We start from the raw sequence: 18,554 nt of genomic DNA on the forward strand, positions 1-18,554 counted from the left end.
GTCAAAGATTCCCGCGATGCAGCAAACATCTCAGATGCAACAATGCGCGGCTGGTTCTTTGCCTCTTTGCGCATAGCATCGACGGCAGCGAGGAACTCCGTTGATACGGCGAGACAGCGGGCAAGCTCCTCGGGTGACTGCGCTTTCAGTTCGCGTTCGCGCTCCAGCTCCTCGATCCGTCGGCGAAGCCCTTCGATCTGCTCCTGATACTCCTTCTCCCGCTGCAAGATAAGCTCGCATCGCTCCTGCATATAGGCAGCTCCCTCGCGCATGGATTCCTGCGCGTCGAGAAGAACCTTGCTGCACTCCTCATCGGATTTCCCCTCGCTCTTTGCGTCTCCCGCCTGTTCGATCGTCCGGATGATATTCTCATGGCGCGGCGCATAGCCGTCCCATGTCTCCTGATCCGCGCCGCAGCTCTGTTCTGCCTCCTCCACATTTTTCATGCTTGTGTGGAGATCGTCGGCGATGCCGCGCAGCTCCTTGACGGCGTTGTCGTCCAGAGACTCCTCAGCCATCGTCAGGCTGTCGGAAATCTCCTGATAATACATTTCCGCATTCTGCTGCTCTTCTTCCAGCCACTTGTGGTATTCCTCCATTTCGTCGACACTGAGTTCGTTGTCGCTGAACAATTCTTCTGTTTCTGCATTCGGCAGTTCCGGTGCAGCTTTTTGATCCGGCATGTTCTTCTCCTCCTTCTGCAATGGGTAAAACTCCCCATTGACACCCTGCATGAAATCTGTTATCATATCCCTATACAGAGTGATGCCTCTCAACTGTAGGTGACTTTTGTCAGCAGGTTGGGATTGAAGGGCATCACTTTTTTGTGCTATATGCACAAACTCCATTGCTGGTATTACTTCATGAATATATAGCCGTTTCTTTCCAAAATTTTCTTTGACACGGCAAAGGACGAGGTTTTCTTCACTATCAATATCTACCTTGTACAAAAAATAGTGATTTTTGCTCTCTTTTCCATCAAAATCTCCCAGAGCACATAAATAAGCTGCTCTTTCCACACCTTTCTGTAGCGTAGGAATTACATCAAGTTTACGCTGAATAAGTCCATGAAATAAGCTGCTTTTTATGCTTTGTACATCAATCTGGACATCACCAACGATGGTATTGATGGTTACACCATTGGGGTAGTTCTTTTTCCAGTATTCGATTGCCATCTTACGCGCAGCAGCCGCAGTATCTGCATGAATGACATTTGTCGATGCCGCAATCGGCTGCATACGAGAAAACTTCTCCTGCTCCTCTTTTCGGACGCGAGCTTTTTCAGCGTCGGACATATCCTCCCATTTTTTATTTAACACATCATCCCCCTCTTTCCTCCATCATGACATCCGGCAGATTCTTCGGGACGCCCGTTCCCTCGGAATCCGCCGGATGTTTTTATCTGCTATATGCCACGACAGGCTCAGTTGCTCGTTCTTCTGCTTGTGCTTTTTGTTCTGAAATAAGACGCCGAACTGCTGCCCTCTTTTCTGCTTTCTGCACGATCTGCTTTCCGTAGGAACGATCCTGCGAAATAGCTGCATTCGGACTGTTCCGCTGAATGGCGTCAGCAATCGATGTGCGCAACGTATCGATACGCTCAATCGCCTCCGGATCGGATTCCATCGAGGATTTTAATGTTGCTGCAGCAAACTCCGTATCTGCCTTTTGCCAGCCCTTTTCATCGGTTGGCGTATAGCCGGAGAGTCCTTCCCTATATACGCGTTCGCGAAAACCACGTGCATAGCCGGCATCGAGGGCAAGGCGTTCACCTTCCTTCGGATCATCTGTTGCGACAAAGAATCCGGGATGCGCGTGCAGTGTCTCTTCTGTCTGTGCAGCACGATAGAACATTTCCCGTAGTTTGTCACAGTAGAGCTGATAGGTGTCCTCGCCGACACTTTCCTGCGCCGCTGTGCGAAGCTGCTGCACACGCTCATCCTCAAGCGGTGTGAGGACGAAATCGCCTTTATGCGCATGAAGCTCCTGTTCGCGGTAACCGACATCGCTTATTTGGAAAATGCGACCATCCATCTCGATGAGATCCCCCTCCGCAAGGGGACGCCCCTCCTGCGGCGGGTGCATACAAAAATGTGCAAAAGCACGGTCAATCCCATGTTCCCGCATTACGTCTGTGCGAATGTAGTTTTCCTGTGCTGTAATATCAAAATCTCGGTTCAGATACAGCGGCTTTGATGTTTCCGCACTGCCTTTCTCTTTTGGCGCAGCATCCGCTTTGCGTTGGTAGATGGTGACATGAACCGACTTGTTGGCAAAATAGCTGTAGTCTGGCGTCAGATTGTAGGTCGCTGCCACAGTTGCAGGGAGCTGTTTCTCGTAGTATACAGCACCGTACTGTGCGGACTTGTCGTCCGGGTCGACGAGATAGAGATTCTCCTTTGGAACTGCGCCGACATCTGCCGGACGCTCGGTCAGGAGATACTTGTAAAAACGTGCGCTCCCAAGAGCCTGCGACTCCGGTGGCTGCGTCAGTGTATTTGTGTCGGCGACCTTGACCAGATCCTCGACCTTCGGGAGTTCTTCGGCACGGAAGCGTGCGGGCATAAAGTCCTTGATGTAATTCGCAATCTTCCGCGCATCGGTGGACGCTTGAAAGATCTCCATCTTGTTCTCTTTGAGATTCTTGATCCAACTTTGCACATAAGCCGCATGGTTTGTCGGATTCATCGGAAGACCAAGATCAAGAGACAAATATGTCGAGGCTAGTTCTGCCCGCAGCTCCTCCTTTGCGTATGCGGGCGATTTGTGATTGCCTGTCACAGAGCGATTGAGTCGCTCTTTATGCCCCGTCCAATGCGCCAGCTCATGCAGAGCCGTCGCATAGTATTCGCCAAGACTCGGAAATGCTTCCTTTGGCGGCAGATGAATCTCATCCGTTGACGGCGTATAACATGGATAAGGTTTTGCCGCAGGAACGTCATGTTTGATGACAGCCCCGCTTGCCTTTAGAATGCCCTCTGCAATCTCATACTGTTCTTCATGTGTATAGCCCTTTTCCTTGGGAACATAGGGTCTGAGCGGATGGTCGATATAGCGGCACTTGCCGTCCGCATTACGGATGAGCTGTCCTTTCTCGTCACGCGGATATTCTCGGCGCACACAGTCCGACGCATGGAATACCATGCGGTAATCCTTTCTCCAATATTGCTCTTCCTCGGGCAGAGGATTGCCATACCGATCCGTCGTCTGTTTCCATGAGACTTGGATCCGTACGGCTTTGGCACCTTTTTTGACGCCATATTGCCATTTCAGCTCCGGGTTCACGGGTTTTCCCTGCTTTTCCAGCAGAGCGGCACGCTCCCGACAGGCAGCATCCTGCTTTTTCAGTGTCAGCATGGTAAAGAAGCGCGGGTCGTCGCTTTCTTTTTCTGCCATGATAAAGGACAGGTACACGCTGTTGAGCTGACCATATCGGTAGCCGTTCTTCCCGTTGATCGGGCAGACAAGTGCTGCGCCGACGTTGTTGTCCCATCCCTGCTGCCAGGGGAGCTTTCCGCTCTCCATGAGTTCGATGATTTTCTGTGTCGTTTTTGCGTAAAGATCCTCCTTGGGTGCTCCTTCTTTGCGTGAAAATCTTTTTTCGTCTGCCATGATCCGATCTCCTTTCGTACATCTCTCCTCTCATTGTAAAGTCATGCAGAATAAAAAAACTGCACGTTTTTATAGATTTCAGACAGGGCATTGTGTATAATAAAAGCAAAGAGAGGGAGGGAATGCCATGCAGTTCAGAAGCAATGCCATCCATGTCGACCCTGCCGACCCGCGCTTCATCGGCGGTGATATCATCACACAGGAGGAAGCAATGGAATGCGGCTACGATCTGGAAGAGGAAGATCTCAATATGACCGATGAGGAGCGGATTGAAGCGTTCTGGAAAGAAAATGAGGAATACGTAATAAAGAATGGATGAACAAAACGAAAAGCACCTGCTTGCGGGAGACTCCCGTAAGCAGGTGCTTTTTGCTTAGTAAGCTATTTAGTCTTGACCATATCTATCGAATATAATAATCTTTTGGATTACACCTTTTTTGTCAACGTCGAAGATGACTGACCGTACGCCTTCCTTTCCATCTGACGTTGTTATCGCGAGCCAAGGCGACCAATACTGTATATCCGTCTTTACACCATAGTGAGGGGGCTCTTGAACATCACTAAATACCTGCTGCACATCTGCAATCTTCATCCCAACGTGAATGCCGGAGGGCATCACAAGTGCTGCATTTGTACTCTCGATCTTTTGGACAAGCGGATTCTGCACACCGCCGTAAATGTCATAGGTGATGACAAATCCCTGCCCGTAATAATCGACCAGATACGCCGGATAATTCCCCAACCGCTTTGTCTTTTCGCCGTCCGGCTCACCGTAGATGCTGCGCACATAGCTCAGATCGTTGCCGGGGGCAATGCCGGCGATCGCGACATCATCAACGGTCATCGCGCGTGGCGCAGCGAGAGCCGTGCCCATAAAGAGCGCCATGACCACAGCGGTCATATACAAGATCTTCTGATACATGAGAATCCCTCCCGTCCGTTCTCAGCAAACTATCGCGCACCTCTCCCACATTCCTCATTGGGAAAGAACTGCTCGTATGCACGCAGCGTTTCCTCCACCTGCTCGCGGCTGATGTACGGTGCACAGTCGCGTACAATTCATCAAGCTCCTGTGCGCTGTAGTTCTCCGGCATATTCGGTCTCCATTTCCCTTATGTATGCACGAGCAAAAATCAGCTGTCCCTTCAGTTCCTGCACATCAGCCATTGTATTGTAGCCCGAGCCAAGAATCCCATGATAGAGACCGATCACTTGCTTTTCAAAGATGGCAAGCGGATGACGTTGATCCATCGCCGCAACGCCAACAAAATCTTTGAACCGTCGGATGTCGGACAACAGTTCCGCGAATCCTTCCCGCAGAACCTCTAAATGAATGGTTACGTTATATTCGAGTGTCATTGTATCGCCCCCCTTTGTTCGCATTATACCACAAAGGCGCATCAAAGACCATATCCCACCTTCGATGCGCCCTTGTCTTACTTGAAGCGAACGAATCCGCGCGGCTTTTCACGTTCGTAACCGCTCGCCGCAGCGCGCTCCTCGTTATACGGGTCGGTGACGATAATCTTTGCATTCTGCGCCTGTTTTTCCCGTTCGACCTCTTCATCCAGTTGGACTTGACGCTGATCGTTTTCGAGCTGAACCTTCGCCGCAAGCAGGGCTGTCACCTGTGATTGATCTGCGACACTGAGCGCGTTCAGCTGCTCCATGATCTGACGCAGCTCTGTTTCGCCTTTGGCGTTGGCAGCCGCTTCCACAAGACGGTGTACGGTCTCCCTCGTGTTATCGTTGTCTGCGATCGCCGCCTCTGCAATCTGCACGTATTTGGCAGCGGATGCGGAGATTTCCTTGCGCTGGCGCACGCGGTTGCGCGGTGCGTCGTAGTCTTCGTGCCTCTCATTGTAAGAATGGAACGCGTTGCTTTCCGTGAGCAAATCCTTCTGCATTGTATTATGTAATTCAGCAGCACGGCTCTGTTTTTCCTCCGTCAACCCTGTGGCAAGGTGCATAATCATCGGATCCAGAGGAATCTTGTTGATGATGTCAATGCCGAGCTGCTCCGCAATATTCTCGACGATATGCAGAAATTTTTCGCCGAACAGAACGGATTTGATGATGCGTGTGTAGTCGTAGACAGAACCGCCCTGCCACTCCAAGTCCCTGAAAAAATAGTGTGCGGGGTCGAAGGTATCACGCCATGAGATACGCACGGGATCCCAATAATTTTCAGGCTCCCACGGGTCCCCCCAGCCGCCCCATGCTTCGCCCTGATGGACATTGGAAAGGAGTGCGCCGACGGATGCTGCGACTGTAAATATCGCAACGAGCAGAATCGTCATTCGCCGCTTTTTGTTTCCTAACATGAATTTCCCCCTCCTTTATTCAGGTGCCCAAATTGGGCACCTGAACAGATCCGATTATGATTCGTTTTCAGAACATCCCCTGTCGGTCGGACAATTTGAACCCTGCCCCACCGAACTGCGTATTGACAAGTTTGCTGATGCGGTCAGCAAAATACATATACATAAGGACAACAAGAATGAGCTGCAAGAGCAGGATGTTGTTTGCAACAGCTTGTTTCACAACACCGCCGCTTCCTCCTAGGATCCCCATCAAGGTAGCTGTATAGAATTCGAGTGATGAGCCAAAATAACCGCCGTGCTTGAGTGCTGCCGCAAATTCCTGTACGGTCTTTGCGTTATAGATCCCATCTTCAGCGTAGGCGTTATAGTTTGACGCGGCGTACTGTGCATACTCCTCGTCACTGTCAAAGTGCCGGTAGTTATCGCCCTCCGGCGATATTCCCGCTATTTTTGCTCCATCTCCCGCCTTGATGCCACCGTAATTGTAATCTTCAACAGCGAGTGCACTCGAAAAGTGCCCGGATTCGAGTGCAAGCTGCGCCCAAATCCATTCAGGAGGAAGGCTTTTTCCATACCGCTCCTGCATGATCTGTGCGATGCGGTAAGCCAGTTCAGCCTTTGGACGACCGGAGATGGAGACACCGGATGCGCCGGGTGCTCCTCCGGCAGACTGCGCCTGTACGGTCTGTGACATGAGTTCGCCGACGACGATGTGCTCCATTGTCGATTGGAGCATCGCCGCAAAGAGGCAGAAGAACATGAGATTGATCGATGCCGCAAATACACTGTTGATGCCGTTCGAGGCGAGATGGCGCACATGCTTCAGCCCCGCCAGAGGAAAGACGGTGAAACTAAAGAGAACCATCATATAGAACTCGACATAGGCAAGCGCGATATAGTACCCGATGAGGCAGAAGAGCAGGAACAGAATACATCCAAGGATCAGCATGAGCAGAACCGCACCGGCACCCGCACCGCCGATCAAAAGGCTCAGAACATCGGAGATGCCGCCGGAACGGATTGCGCCGTTGAAGATCGGCGCGATAATGTTCATGCCCTTCTGCACGATTTTTGTCGGATCGGAGACCGCCGCTTCCGCAGCTTCCGGATTTCCACCGGCAAGCCCGCCAAGAGCAGGAAAGCCATGAAGCGAAAGGTTGCCGACAAAATCCCCCCAGTTGTAGAGGAGCGCAAGACAGAACCCATAGAAGAGTCCTCGTCGAACGAGCCACTTAAAGAGTCCCTCACGGTCTTCACTCGTTGGTGTCATCGCCTTATTCATTGCACCGAGCACAAGGTCGATTGCCACAAGGACAAAGAAGATCTTCGTCACATAGTTTTGCAACGCCTCCAGCCCTGTCGTGATAAGCTCGACGACCTTGTTCACGAGATCGCTGATGGGCTTTGCGAAATCCTCTGTGACCGCCCAATCCTTTGTGTGCCCGTGGAAATCTACACCACCAAGCCCAAGCCCGCCGCCCTCTGCCTTCTCCAGTTCGAGCAGCCCAGGGACGTAGAGACCGGGATCGGTCGGCTCTCCATAGACACCATTCGGAAGCACCTCGAAATGACAATGCGGTCCCGTCGAATTGCCCGTGCTCCCCGCTTTTGCGATGAGCATTCCCTGCGTTACATACTCCCCCACGCCGACCAGAAGTTCCTGATTATGCCCGTAAAGCGTATAGAGTGCCCCTCCATGATCGATCATGATGGTGTTGCCATAGCCCTGCATCCAGCCCGAATAACTCACCGTGCCCGATGCGGCAGCATAGATTGGATCTCCATAATCGACACCAAGATCGACACCTGCATGATAGGATTTCACACCGCTAATGGGATGGATGCGGTACCCCTGCGGACTGGTTACGACCATCGGCTGACCGACCGGAGAAACCATCAGCATCGCCGCTGCGGACTGCGCCGGAACAAAGGAGATGAGGAGGGCGAACAAAGCGGCAAATACGGTCAAAACGTGGCGCATACATCGACCTCCTCTCAAAAAATAGGACTTGTCAAGGCGTTAGAACTGTGCTACGCTTTCATTACTGGCAAAGAAAGCAGAAAGGACTGAGGATTATGGGACTGTTTTGGGGATCGAAGAAAGAAATACCTGCGCCGCCTCCGTCACAACAGCGTGAAATGACGGAACACGAAAAGCTCATGCAGAAACTAACGCAGCCGTTGGAATTGGGATATGTGACCGGATGCGGTCCCGCAAACGCCTCCCCTGATTTCACCTACCTCATACGCAACATAAATGACGGCGTACATAAAAACAACAGGCATATCCACGAAATTAAAGAAATGCTCAAGGAACTCCTGATAGAGAATAGAAATCTTCGCGAGCGCGTCGAACACCTCGAACAACAGAACCAACGATAACACCCAACGACGGACAGGAAAGCAATCTGTCCGTCGTTTTTAATTGTTGGTATCGTTGCCCGGCTGCGCAGCATTCGCTGTTTGCCTGTTTCGGCTATCTATGCCCGATCGCAGTTCTTGCAGGATGCGCGAACCGGAGTTGTCTTTCGTGCGCTGGAAGCTCCCGATCGCATCACGATAGCTCCGTACGGGGCTGCGGCTCATCACATAATTGCGACCGAGCTGTGTCAGTGTTCCTGTCATACCGCCCTTGCCCGTAGCTGCCGCTGCCGCCTGTGCCGCAGCAATGTTCCCCGTTGCCGCAGCAGCGCCGGCAACAGCCCCTTTGAGTGCACCGGTCATATCGCTGCCACTGAGTTGCGGCTGTCCGCTGAGAAGTCCGGAAACGAGCTGCGGAATCTTCTTGACGAGCAAGTAGATCAGGAGTGAGGCAAGCACTGCCTGAAACAGCAGGGCAAGGTCTTCGGCGGGATTATCCGCCTGAATAATCTTGTCGGCAAATCCTTCAATGAACGGCTTTGATACCGCCGATAGGAATGCGATGACGCAGACCTTGAGGGCAAGGTTGAACATCGCGCCAATCGCCTTTTCCGTGAGGAAATTGAATTTGTTCATTGTGCCGAATGCAAGACACGGCAAGGCAAGAAGCGCCATCGTGTAAAACTCGATGCGCGCCATGAACATCTCGAGCGCGACCAGAAAGAGGCAGCCTCCAATGACGAGGATGCAAATAATGTCGAGGAGGAGTACGCCGGGCTGCATGGCAGTCGCGATGGTCTGTACGACATCCGGAATCCAGCTGTCAGAGTTCGGCGTCCAGATCGCTGTAAACATCCGCAGCGCAATCTGCACAAAGGTATCACTTGCCTCGCCGACAATATTGTTCGCAATCGCGGTATTGTTCCCGCCGGCGCGGAATCCAAGCACCTCGAATCCGGACATGAGCGATCCCATGAGGCTGATCCAGTTCATCATGAGAAACATGAAGAACCCCATTTTCAGCGTCATGTTGATGAGATATTGGAGTTTGTCACCCGACATGAATTTGACCGTCAGCTCCCAGGTTGCCTGTACGACGGTCAGGATGACGAGGAGACGGAGACAGTAGGGCAGTATATTCTCCGCGCCGGGCACAATCACATGCTCCGTGTAATGGTTCATAAAAGAGCCAAGTATGTTGATGTCCTCGACGCTTGTCCCTTCGCCGCTCACAAGTTCCGGCGTGAAATATTCCACCTGCTGCGTCTGCGCTGTCTGATTTGCCATCGACCAGACACCCGATCCCATCAAGAATGAGCCGAAGTTGAAAGCCAGTCCTGCCCCCAGCATGAGCTGCCAGATGAATTTTTTGCCGTCCTCGATGCCAAAGGCGACCATCATGCCCGCGATCGCTGTCATGACGACAAGGACAACGTGCATCGCCTTGACAGCACCGTTTGCAAGCGTGGTCAGATTCTGATCGAATGTTCCCCCAAGCCCTGTACCGGCGCTCGCAATGTCTTCTGAACTACCTGCGGCAAAGCCGATGCCGTTCATCTGAAAGAGGATAAGACCAAAAACGGCAAGCATGAGGAGAATATGTTTCGTGCGCAGTCGTTCCCTTAGTTTTCGTGCAATCCCTGCTGTCTCCATGTACTCCTCCGTCTTCATGATGTTATATATCTGTTTATGAATTTTTTACGATTATATTCAGGTGCCCAAATTGGGCACCTGAATGTTTTTCGCAAAAGTTCATTTTTCTCAGTGTTTTCCTGCAAAATCATGCAGTCTGTTGGCTACCGCCCGATCGCGCGCCTCTGCCTGTGCCTTTTCCGTGTTATCGACGTACCACTTCTGCGCCTGCATTGCAAGGAGCTGGGCAAGCAGTTCCTTTTGATCGGCGCCCTGCAGCACCCCCGCAGCGGCAATCTGGATTCCCGCCTGTAGTATCTGCTGCTGCCCCTCTGCCTTGTTTGCTGCGGCAACAGCCTCATGGACAGTTTCGTTCGTCGATTCCGTGACCTTCTGCGAAGCCTGTGCACGTTCAGCGGCTGCTCGGTAGGTCGCATCAAGCGCCTTGTGATTCTTCTGCGTCTGCTTGTAGAGATCGACGAGGGTCGCCTTGCCGTTGATCGCATCCTCGATCGCCCCGATCTCATTTTTCAGAATCGCGGTCGCCGAGCTGTTGACGTTGAGGATGCTGGGAATCTTCCCCTCTTTCTTGAGTGCAACAATATCCTGCACAATGTCGATCGTTTTGCAGAGGTCTTCCGCTTTTTTGTTCTTCCGCATCCAGCCTTTCAACATGTCAATGTCGATTTTTTTGGCATCCAGAATCATCAGCCCCAGCTCTTTCTCCTCTGTGGTGAGAATTTTCGCCGTGGTGATCGCTGTCTTGATTGCTTCCTCAATATTTTGCTGGTCGAATACGGCGACGGCTGCCTCTGTTTGATGACTGCGCATCATCATTGCCGCAAGTGGCGTTGTGACGCCAAGGAGCAGCCCCGTAACAACTGCCATCTGTAAGCGCTTCGTACTCCAATTCTTGAACATGGTCCTTCTCCTTTCCCTAGCCGGTAGGCACATCACGAACGAGGACACGCTCTTTTTCGTAGGCAGTCAGCGTCTGTCCTTGCTCCATTTTGGTCTGTAAATATTTGGTCTCGGCTTGTTTGATGACGTTCTGCAGCCCCGGATTCCGTGTCTGAACGCTCTTTACAATGTTCTTTGCATAATCCTTCTGCGAGCGTCTGCGTGGGGAATTATGCTGAACTGCATTCTCAATCTCGCGCTCTTCATAGCCGATGGAGAAAAGATGCAGGATGATCTGCTCATCCATTTGCCCGTTAAATGGCAGCGGAATATCCCGCTCAATCTCCTCGCGGCAGTTTTCATACATTTCCTCTGCATCCTTATCGCCACGTACGCGCACCCGCTCACCGGAAAAGCTGTATTCTCTGAGCTTATGTTTCGCTGCGCGGATGCTTTTTTTGTCGGTCGGGAAAGAAGCAGGTGTATGTTCCTGCTCCTTCTCGACCTCCTCTCTCTCCTCCGAAGCATCCTGTGTTCGGATTCGTACCGCATCGCCCTGTGTACGCCGGACGCCCTCCCAAACAGGTGCGGCATCTGTCTGCGATACTTCCGAGGCGCTCCCGACAGACACTTCCTGCACTTCTCTCGCTTCCGCAAGAATTTGGTTTAGGTACTCCTGTGTCCGTTCATGATCCGGGATGCCGCCAAACTCGAGGAGCAGTTCCCTAACCTCCTCCTCGCTGACACCGTACTTCGTGATGAGTTCCCGCGCCGCCAAGACGTTATAATGCCGGCGATCTGCGGCGACACCGGAATCCGCTCCGGCGTCGATGAGCGCGTCATCATAATCCGTGATGAGACGCTGATAGATATCCGCAAACTTCACATAATCCCCATAATCCCCATCGAAGAAAGAGGCTTGTTCCGGTTCTCCCGCCAAAAGTGCCGCAAGGGTCTTATCCGTATCCCTCCCTGCGGCAGCGAGAAGAGGCGATGCGCGAAGGATTCCTGCGCGCAGCAGTTCCTCATCCATTCCTGCAGCGCGCAGTGCCCCTACAATCTGCGCTTCCGCTTCGTATGGAAGGGTATCTCGCCGCAATGTACGCATCGCATCTTTGAGACACGCCCGATAGACTTCTGTGTCACTTTCCACATCTGGGGATGCCGCATCGATTCCATCATATACGCTGATCTCACGGACGGCAGCGGAGGCGATTTTCCGCACATACGCTTCTTTGTCCCGCCCCTCGTAGTCGGTCGCTCCCATCAGAAGCTGCGCTGCGGTTTCCTCCTGTGCGTTGGAATCCCGAAGAAACTGCGTAATTCCCTCGCCCTCGCGCACGGCAATGGGACGCGCTGCCTCCTTGCTGCGACGCTCCCAAACTTCTTGAAAAAGCGACTGCATCCCCTCCGTCTCTGCTTTAACGGATTCCACGATCATCGCTCGGTGCTTTTTCCAGACACGATGCTCAAATGCGGTGCGCTCTGCTGTATCACCGGCAAGAATGCCGTAGAGGCTTCCGCCGAGATACGCCTCACGCACCTCTCCGCGCGGAATATGCTGCGCCCGCATATTCTCGAGAATCCCCTGATCTGCAGCCGCTAGGATTCCTGCAATCTGCCGCAGCGGCTTCTCGTAGAGGGCATTAAAGCGTGCGCCCGGTGCAGGAAGATTGAAATTTGTTTCTTCTGCTGCCCCCTGCGGCAGAATCTCACGAAAATATTCGTTTACAACGTCCTGATCGTCGAAAAGAAGGGGATAACGGCTTTCATGCAGGGTCGTACGCAGCTGATTGATTCCGTACCCCTCGTTCTTCATGGAAAGCAGCACATTCTTTTCGATGCGCCGCACAGCGGCAAGGAGATTTGGCATGGCAAGAGCTTCCGTGCGGTAGGCGAGCGCTGCGTCCATCCTGCTCACCGCTCTTTCCATGCGGCTTTGAGTGCCGACCAGAAATCACCGACGCCGCTCGCATTCCCCCCGAACGGCTTGCCGAGCATCTCCGTGTCAATCTTCCCTTCCTTGACCGCCTGATTCAGAGCTTTTTCTAGGGCGTTCATGCGCGTCTCAATGCAGTTGACCCGGATTGCAAAATAGCAGATCATGAGGACGCAGAGAAAGATGATGCTGGTCGTCATAATGCTGCCGCCTCCTCTTTCGGATATTCCGGAACTACAAGCTCATTTTCCTTGATCCAATGCTCATTGAAGTTCTCTGCACCGTAGTTTTCGATAATGCGTTGGCATTTTGCGAGCGCAACATCTCCGACGGCTGCGTATGACAGCGTGAACGGGCACAGATCGAGTGCGAGGTTGTAAAGGCGCGACCCCTGCGGGCTGTCATAGTAGTATTCCCGCTGCGGCTGCGCATGGGCAAGCAGATGAATCTGCTGCTTGTTGAGACCAAATTGCCGATAAAGCTCCATCCGGCTCTCCGTGATCGCGAGCTTGTCCGGCAGGAAGATACGCGACTGACAGGAGGAAAGGACGGTATCAAGGATCGGGGACTTTGCAATATCGTCCAGCGACTGCGTGGCAAACAGTACGGATGTGTTGTACTTGCGCAGCGTCTTAAGCCATTCCTTGATTTTCTCCGCAAACATCGGATTCTGAAAGAAGACCCAGCACTCATCAAGGACGATGAGCGTCGGCTCCTGATTTTTCTTCTCCGCGCTTTTCACGACGTTCTCGATGCGATGGAAGATATACATGAGTGTCGTACCGACGATACGGCGCGCGTTCATCAAAGTCTCCATCTCAAAGCTCTGCCAGCTTGTGATGGATAAATGATCCTTGTTGCTGTCGAATATCTCCCCGTATTCTCCTTTGTTGCCCTGATCGTCGGCGAGGGACATCGGATAGAACGCTGTCTTCAGCTCTCTGCTTTGCAGAAAGCTGATGAACGTCGTCATCGTTCGATCGCTCTCCTGCATTCCTGCCACAGTGGCAAGAGAGTCGCGAATGATGCTTTTTTGCTCGGGCGTGACCTCAACGCCCTCCTCGCGCAAATAGTCACAGAGCCAGTCAAGCGCCCATTGCCGTTCATCCTCATCATCGATGCGTGAAAGAGGCTGAAAGGAAAGCGAGCGTGATTTGCCGACATCGTAGAACTTGCCGCCGACACCCATCGTGAGGATTTTGCTGGATGCGCCTTTATCAAAGATAATGACGCGCGCATTCGGGTATTTACGGAACGCCGCCTCAATACAGTTGAGATGGACGGATTTACCGGCTCCTGTCGGTCCGATCATGAGTGAGTGACCAACGCCTTTGATGTGCAGATTGAGCCGGTACGGCGTGCTGCCGTCCGTCTGTGTATAGAGGAGCGGCGGTCCGTTCAGATGCTTGTTTCGCTCATCCCCTGCCCATGCAAGGGCGAGCGGCATCATGTGAACGAGGTTTCCGGTCGAGATGAGTGGTCTGCGGATATTTGCCCCGACGAGTCCCGGAATGCAGCCGAGCCACGCATCGATGGCGTTAAAGTCCTCGATTTTGACACGCTGCATACCGCGCTCGATAAAAATCTGCCGAATCAGTTTTGCCTTTTCTTCTACTACCTCCCGATCCTCGTCCATGACGATAATCGCCGTCGAGTAGTAGACGAAAGAGATGTGATCGCCCTCAACTGCGTTCATCGCATCCCGAATTTCGGCGATGCGATCAACGGCGACATCATCAATGTTTTCGGCATTCTGTACGCTGTCGCGCACGGTGACATCGGCAATCGTAGAGGAAAGCGACTGCGTTTTCCCCTTCCATTGCCGACGTTCACTATCCAGCTGGCTGATCACGTCATTCTTGCTCATGCAATAAACACGAGTCACCCAGCGATATGCAAAGTCGAGACGATGAAACTCGTCAAAGAGTCCAAAAATGGACTCCTTGCCGTAGGAGATCGGAGCAATGATACGCATGTGCTTGCGCCCGAGCTGAGGTTCAAGTCCCCCGTAGAGCGGCGTATCATAGAGGTACTTATCCAAAAGAAACGGCGTCTGTGGATATTTGAGCGCACGCGGACGATCGGAAACCGTCGAATGGAGATAGGTAAAAAGCCCGTCTTCGTCAAGAAATTCCGTATCAATGCGCAAATTGCGGCACATCAGGTAGAGCTTGTGGAGCTGCTCGCCAAACGATTCGAGTACATCATCCGCTTTGGTAACTTTGCGCTCGCGCCCCTCAACGATAAACTCCTTGAGCTGTTCCTGCCGATCCTTCGGCGGCAAAAACAGAAGTGTTGCATAGAAATGAGACTCGAAATACATACCGCTCGAAAAGAGGCGGCAGCGTTCTGCATCCATCCCCCGCGTTACAATGTCCGGAAAAGCATTTGTCGTCTCGTATGCGGTAGACGGAACGCGCTGCGCCTCGAAGTAGAGCGTAAAGCCCGTCTTCATCGCCGCGATCGACGCCTGCATCCGATTCGCAATCACCGCAAGCTCTTCCTCCACAGAGGAATCCAGATCGGGACTGCGATAGCGCCATGACGCGAGGAGTGATCCGTCCTTGTTGATGCAGACAGCAACATGCTGCTCCGCAACCGTGATACTCGTGATACGACCAAACGGCATAATATCCGAGAGGCGATCCACCTTGCGCCGGAACAGATTAAGTCGGTACATATTCACTCTCCTCCCAGTCCTGCGACACGATCAGCTCCTCCAGCTCCGGCGGCAGAGGAGGCGTCGGGGCTTCCGGTGTATGCTGCGCTATGCTTTTCGTTGCAAGAAGCTCCTCAATCGTCCGGAAGCCGCAGATCGGCGGGACAACTGCCGCACGGAAAAGTCCGGGCAGACTGCCCCACCAGAGATCTTTGGCATTATAATCCTCAACGATATACGGAATCCCAAGCGTCCCAAGAAGTTTTTCAAGATACGCTTCCGTCCGGGCATAATCTTCCTGCGAGACAAGCGCAATGGTCTGATTATTGTAGTACCCGTTCAGCCGCTGCAGCATGTGCCCCGTCAAAATATCTTTGATATATTTTCGTGACGGACACCATTTCCCTGTGTAATTTCGCAGCTCTTTTTCCGCTTCCGCTTTATCAAAAAGAAGCAGTCGCTGCACATGACGGCATGGAATCCCGGCACCGTGAAGATCCTCGGTGAGCTGCCGCAGCACCGACTCCTGTGAGCCAACGACGGACGGCAGTGTCAAGACGAGTAACTTCTCATCACCGAGGCGGACATGATTGCTCGCAAAGTCAAGATCGATCCCCGCCGTAAGAAAAACATCCAGATCGACGGGGACATCCGGCATAGCAACGTGCGTCCGTCCTAGCGTCAAGGAAAAGGTAAGATAATCGACAATCTCCTGATAAGAAAGGACAGTCGCCTCGGCTTCCTTCGGAAAACTCCACGCCATCCGACGCAGCGTCACCGCAAGATCATATTCCATGTCGTAGAGGAGCTGTGGCGTGTCTTCCAAGCCGTTCACCACTTCGTCATCCTTGAGGAAAGGATTCCAGCAAAGGGTAAGGAAGCACTCTACGTCCCCGTCCACTGCATACTGTTCTTCGATCCAGATGCTCCATCCTCTGCGGAATGTCGGCAGAAAGATGGGGTTTTTCCACTCGAAGAACTGGACATGCTGCGGAGGATCGAACCGCTTGTAGCGGATTACCCCCAAAACGCTGTCGTCTTTATTGCGCATGACGTTTTCATGTGTCAATGCACCCCAAGGCAGCCAGTCTGCGATTGTTTTGTTGTCGAGATGATACTCTTTCCAAGACATAGCATACGATCCTTTACGTTGAGTAATAGTCGCGCTTTGACCAATAGCGACTGAAGCACTCGAAGAATTGCGCGTCTTCCATCGAAAAATAACGTACAGCGAAATGCACAACGACATTCACGCTCAGAACGTACCAGTAGGATAGTCCAAGGGTCAGCAGAATAAGCAGTGCTGCGCCGACATTCCAGACAATGCAGCTGCGTGGCACATCCATAAATAGGATGTACTCCGTCAGCGACCGGTAGATTGGAAGATGAATCCACGAGGCACCCTGCACATTTTTATTCTCATCCATAGTGACCCCTTAGAACAAGGTACCGCTGATACCGGTGCCAAACATATTCTCCATGAACTTGCCAACGCCGAGTGCGATTGCTCCACCACTCGCTCCCTTGACGCAGCGCGTCATGATTTGCTGTTTCCAGCCCATTGCCCAGCTCATACCGCCCATCGCAATAGACCCTGCAATGACAAGCTTCGGAATCGGACCGGTGAGTGCGGCGGAGATGGTCTGAAGGGGCTTATCGAGCGGGTCAATGCCTGTCGTGATCGTCTCCGCAGCCCCATCATTTGCAAAGCCAACAGCTGCCGGCAGCATATAAAGCCCCATAAGGGCAAGCGTCGGCAGAGATGCCTTTGCGAAGGACAGAACATCCTTCTTCGTGATGCTGCGCATCGCCGCGATCTTGCTGCTCAGTTCCATCTTTACACGCTGGATTTTCATTGTGATTTCCTCCCTAAAATTACATCTGCTATCCTGCGGGATAAAGAATCCCGCATTCTATTATAAAATCGCGCAGTAAAAAAATACTGCACGATTTTATAAGTTCGTTGTAATGGAATTGTTTGTTCCTTTTTATAAAATTATTTGTTCACCGTATTCAACGGCTCCATGCTTTTTGTTCATCGTCTTCTTTTTCGACGCTATTTTCCTTTATGTGTTCGACTTCCTCCTCAGAATAAAGAAGATCCAACTTCTCAAACATCTTCAGATAAAGGTCTGCCAATGTATTTTTATCGATCAACGCGTCGTCCTGTGTGGAAGTGACATAATCGAAATACTCGAACCCCTTATAGGTCATGGCATCTTTCAACTGTTCCTTTGTCGAATCCGATAGTTCGTCAAAATATCTGTCACAAATGAAGCAGATGTCATAGAGATCGCGAATCTTATCCCGCCCCTGATATGCGCCTGTTTTCAACTGACAAATTCGGTCGATGGTGTAGACCTCTATGCCATCCACACAATGATGTGTATGCGCCGGAATGCTGCGGCTGCGATAGGAAATCTCGATTTTCAACGGCTTGTGTAAGGTCGGCTCATAGGCGAGCATGAATCGTTCGATTGTCGGCGTATCTTTGGCAATGCGGAAGGAAAAGCCGTGATTTCTGCAATAATGCTCGACAAATCCCTTGAGCCGTTTTTTTGCGCCGTCCAAATCAATATCCTCGGAAAAACGGTTCAGCCCATAGGAAAGAAGAAGCCCTGTCCCTCCTTTTAAGATGAACGTATCAGTTTCCTTATTGAGTTCGGTCAAAAAATTACGCATGATTTCTACATGGCGCACTTGTGCTGTATCCATTGCTTTCTTGTTCCTTTCTAAAAAGAATCCATTTCATTCGGTATTCTTTTTCCATGAAGCGATCAATGCTCGCCCAATGCGCCGTCTCGTACAGTTTCCAGACTGCGGCAAAAATATTCGCATCATAGATATCCGTGCAGATATAATCGCGGCGCATTCCTTGCAGATTGGAGAAGTCTCCTGCCCACAGCAGATCAAGACAGGCGCGGATGTGGTTCGCCACAAAAAAAATGCCCTCTTTGCCCATGAGACTATGATGTTGTTCAATGCCCTCTGTTCCAAACGGTGAATCCTCCGTATCCCACAAGGGAATGTTCTCCCACGATAAAGAAAAGGCGTGCCAATCGCCGCCTGTTTCCAAACAACAGGGGAGATTGAGTGCGTAAAGTCCCGATATGTATTTCATGACGAC

At 51.9% G+C, this 18,554-nt stretch carries 18 protein-coding genes; 2 read left to right on the plus strand and 16 right to left on the minus strand.

Going from position 1 to position 18,554, the window contains the following annotated elements:
* On the minus strand, positions 1-1,319 hold a 1,319-nt coding region (locus HMPREF9081_RS14125), incomplete at its 3' end, for a hypothetical protein (RefSeq protein ID WP_167535616.1).
* A gap of 79 nt (positions 1,320-1,398) precedes the next feature.
* The gene (locus HMPREF9081_RS08905) at positions 1,399-3,612 is read right to left on the minus strand and encodes a zincin-like metallopeptidase domain-containing protein (RefSeq protein ID WP_006306855.1); all 2,214 of its coding nucleotides are present in this window, start codon (positions 3,610-3,612) and stop codon (positions 1,399-1,401) included.
* Positions 3,613-3,739: 127 nt separating this feature from the next.
* Here HMPREF9081_RS08905 and HMPREF9081_RS08910 point away from each other — a divergent pair, with 127 nt between their 5' ends.
* Complete coding sequence (locus HMPREF9081_RS08910) at positions 3,740-3,931, plus strand: hypothetical protein (protein ID WP_006306856.1); 192 nt, start codon at positions 3,740-3,742, stop codon at positions 3,929-3,931.
* Between the two features lie 66 nt (positions 3,932-3,997).
* On the opposite strand, the gene HMPREF9081_RS08915 is transcribed toward HMPREF9081_RS08910, so the two are convergent.
* From HMPREF9081_RS08915 to HMPREF9081_RS14760, 4 genes are all read right to left on the minus strand, one after another.
* A complete protein-coding gene (locus tag HMPREF9081_RS08915; protein ID WP_006306857.1) occupies positions 3,998-4,534 on the minus strand; it encodes a hypothetical protein in 537 nt (178 codons plus the stop codon).
* A 140-nt stretch (positions 4,535-4,674) separates the two neighbouring features.
* Entirely contained in the window at positions 4,675-4,971 is a 297-nt protein-coding gene (locus HMPREF9081_RS08920; RefSeq protein WP_245529878.1) for a hypothetical protein, read from the minus strand.
* 77 nt (positions 4,972-5,048) lie between these two features.
* On the minus strand, positions 5,049-5,936 hold the full coding sequence (locus HMPREF9081_RS08925) for a hypothetical protein (protein ID WP_006306859.1): 888 nt from the start codon (positions 5,934-5,936) through the stop codon (positions 5,049-5,051).
* Positions 5,937-6,003: 67 nt separating this feature from the next.
* Positions 6,004-7,917 (minus strand): peptidoglycan DD-metalloendopeptidase family protein, encoded by a 1,914-nt coding sequence (locus tag HMPREF9081_RS14760; RefSeq protein WP_006306860.1) that lies wholly within the window; start codon positions 7,915-7,917, stop codon positions 6,004-6,006.
* 95 nt (positions 7,918-8,012) lie between these two features.
* On the opposite strand from HMPREF9081_RS14760, the gene HMPREF9081_RS08935 reads away from it, so the two are divergent.
* Positions 8,013-8,318 carry a hypothetical protein gene (locus tag HMPREF9081_RS08935; protein ID WP_040394943.1) on the plus strand — a complete coding sequence of 102 codons (306 nt, stop codon included), beginning with the start codon at positions 8,013-8,015 and terminating at the stop codon, positions 8,316-8,318.
* 39 nt (positions 8,319-8,357) lie between these two features.
* On the opposite strand, the gene HMPREF9081_RS08940 is transcribed toward HMPREF9081_RS08935, so the two are convergent.
* The 10 genes from HMPREF9081_RS08940 to HMPREF9081_RS08985 all read right to left on the minus strand — a co-directional run bounded on the left by HMPREF9081_RS08940 (position 8,358) and on the right by HMPREF9081_RS08985 (position 18,548).
* Complete coding sequence (locus HMPREF9081_RS08940; protein ID WP_006306862.1) at positions 8,358-9,968, minus strand: type IV secretion system protein; 1,611 nt, start codon at positions 9,966-9,968, stop codon at positions 8,358-8,360.
* A gap of 90 nt (positions 9,969-10,058) precedes the next feature.
* Positions 10,059-10,850, minus strand: a complete 792-nt coding sequence (locus HMPREF9081_RS08945) for a hypothetical protein (RefSeq protein ID WP_006306863.1) — start codon at positions 10,848-10,850, stop codon at positions 10,059-10,061.
* 16 nt (positions 10,851-10,866) lie between these two features.
* Positions 10,867-12,741 carry a hypothetical protein gene (locus HMPREF9081_RS08950; RefSeq protein ID WP_040394945.1) on the minus strand — a complete coding sequence of 625 codons (1,875 nt, stop codon included), beginning with the start codon at positions 12,739-12,741 and terminating at the stop codon, positions 10,867-10,869.
* Positions 12,742-12,746: 5 nt separating this feature from the next.
* Complete coding sequence (locus tag HMPREF9081_RS08955; RefSeq protein ID WP_006306865.1) at positions 12,747-12,968, minus strand: hypothetical protein; 222 nt, start codon at positions 12,966-12,968, stop codon at positions 12,747-12,749.
* Complete coding sequence (locus HMPREF9081_RS08960; RefSeq protein WP_006306866.1) at positions 12,965-15,448, minus strand: TraG/VirB4 family ATPase; 2,484 nt, start codon at positions 15,446-15,448, stop codon at positions 12,965-12,967. Before HMPREF9081_RS08960 ends, HMPREF9081_RS08955 begins: the two co-directional genes overlap by 4 nt.
* A complete protein-coding gene (locus HMPREF9081_RS08965) occupies positions 15,435-16,559 on the minus strand; it encodes a hypothetical protein (protein ID WP_006306867.1) in 1,125 nt (374 codons plus the stop codon). Before HMPREF9081_RS08965 ends, HMPREF9081_RS08960 begins: the two co-directional genes overlap by 14 nt.
* A gap of 13 nt (positions 16,560-16,572) precedes the next feature.
* The gene (locus tag HMPREF9081_RS08970; RefSeq protein ID WP_006306873.1) at positions 16,573-16,854 is read right to left on the minus strand and encodes a VirB3 family type IV secretion system protein; all 282 of its coding nucleotides are present in this window, start codon (positions 16,852-16,854) and stop codon (positions 16,573-16,575) included.
* A 9-nt stretch (positions 16,855-16,863) separates the two neighbouring features.
* Positions 16,864-17,283, minus strand: a complete 420-nt coding sequence (locus tag HMPREF9081_RS08975) for a TrbC/VirB2 family protein (RefSeq protein ID WP_006306874.1) — start codon at positions 17,281-17,283, stop codon at positions 16,864-16,866.
* Positions 17,284-17,440: 157 nt separating this feature from the next.
* Complete coding sequence (locus HMPREF9081_RS08980) at positions 17,441-18,142, minus strand: nucleotidyl transferase AbiEii/AbiGii toxin family protein (protein ID WP_050795022.1); 702 nt, start codon at positions 18,140-18,142, stop codon at positions 17,441-17,443.
* Positions 18,102-18,548: a hypothetical protein gene (locus tag HMPREF9081_RS08985; protein ID WP_006306876.1), complete on the minus strand. Its 447-nt coding sequence runs from the start codon at positions 18,546-18,548 to the stop codon at positions 18,102-18,104. The genes HMPREF9081_RS08980 and HMPREF9081_RS08985 overlap by 41 nt, the downstream gene beginning before the upstream one ends.
* Positions 18,549-18,554 lie beyond the last annotated feature (6 nt).

This window comes from Centipeda periodontii DSM 2778 (assembly GCF_000213975.1).
Taxonomy (GTDB): domain Bacteria; phylum Bacillota; class Negativicutes; order Selenomonadales; family Selenomonadaceae; genus Centipeda; species Centipeda periodontii.

Bases quoted from the DNA above. Each gene is read 5' to 3' on its own strand.
- HMPREF9081_RS08905 (WP_006306855.1), bottom strand. From the start codon at position 3,612: ATGGCAGACGAAAAAAGATTTTCACGCAAAGAAGGAGCACCCAAGGAG.
- HMPREF9081_RS08910 (WP_006306856.1), top strand. From the start codon at position 3,740: ATGCAGTTCAGAAGCAATGCCATCCATGTCGACCCTGCCGACCCGCGC.
- HMPREF9081_RS08915 (WP_006306857.1), bottom strand. From the start codon at position 4,534: ATGTATCAGAAGATCTTGTATATGACCGCTGTGGTCATGGCGCTCTTT.
- HMPREF9081_RS08920 (WP_245529878.1), bottom strand. From the start codon at position 4,971: ATGACACTCGAATATAACGTAACCATTCATTTAGAGGTTCTGCGGGAA.
- HMPREF9081_RS08925 (WP_006306859.1), bottom strand. From the start codon at position 5,936: ATGTTAGGAAACAAAAAGCGGCGAATGACGATTCTGCTCGTTGCGATA.
- HMPREF9081_RS14760 (WP_006306860.1), bottom strand. From the start codon at position 7,917: ATGCGCCACGTTTTGACCGTATTTGCCGCTTTGTTCGCCCTCCTCATC.
- HMPREF9081_RS08935 (WP_040394943.1), top strand. From the start codon at position 8,013: ATGGGACTGTTTTGGGGATCGAAGAAAGAAATACCTGCGCCGCCTCCG.
- HMPREF9081_RS08940 (WP_006306862.1), bottom strand. From the start codon at position 9,968: ATGAAGACGGAGGAGTACATGGAGACAGCAGGGATTGCACGAAAACTA.
- HMPREF9081_RS08945 (WP_006306863.1), bottom strand. From the start codon at position 10,850: ATGTTCAAGAATTGGAGTACGAAGCGCTTACAGATGGCAGTTGTTACG.
- HMPREF9081_RS08950 (WP_040394945.1), bottom strand. From the start codon at position 12,741: ATGGACGCAGCGCTCGCCTACCGCACGGAAGCTCTTGCCATGCCAAAT.
- HMPREF9081_RS08955 (WP_006306865.1), bottom strand. From the start codon at position 12,968: ATGACGACCAGCATCATCTTTCTCTGCGTCCTCATGATCTGCTATTTT.
- HMPREF9081_RS08960 (WP_006306866.1), bottom strand. From the start codon at position 15,448: ATGTACCGACTTAATCTGTTCCGGCGCAAGGTGGATCGCCTCTCGGAT.
- HMPREF9081_RS08965 (WP_006306867.1), bottom strand. From the start codon at position 16,559: ATGTCTTGGAAAGAGTATCATCTCGACAACAAAACAATCGCAGACTGG.
- HMPREF9081_RS08970 (WP_006306873.1), bottom strand. From the start codon at position 16,854: ATGGATGAGAATAAAAATGTGCAGGGTGCCTCGTGGATTCATCTTCCA.
- HMPREF9081_RS08975 (WP_006306874.1), bottom strand. From the start codon at position 17,283: ATGAAAATCCAGCGTGTAAAGATGGAACTGAGCAGCAAGATCGCGGCG.
- HMPREF9081_RS08980 (WP_050795022.1), bottom strand. From the start codon at position 18,142: ATGGATACAGCACAAGTGCGCCATGTAGAAATCATGCGTAATTTTTTG.
- HMPREF9081_RS08985 (WP_006306876.1), bottom strand. From the start codon at position 18,548: ATGAAATACATATCGGGACTTTACGCACTCAATCTCCCCTGTTGTTTG.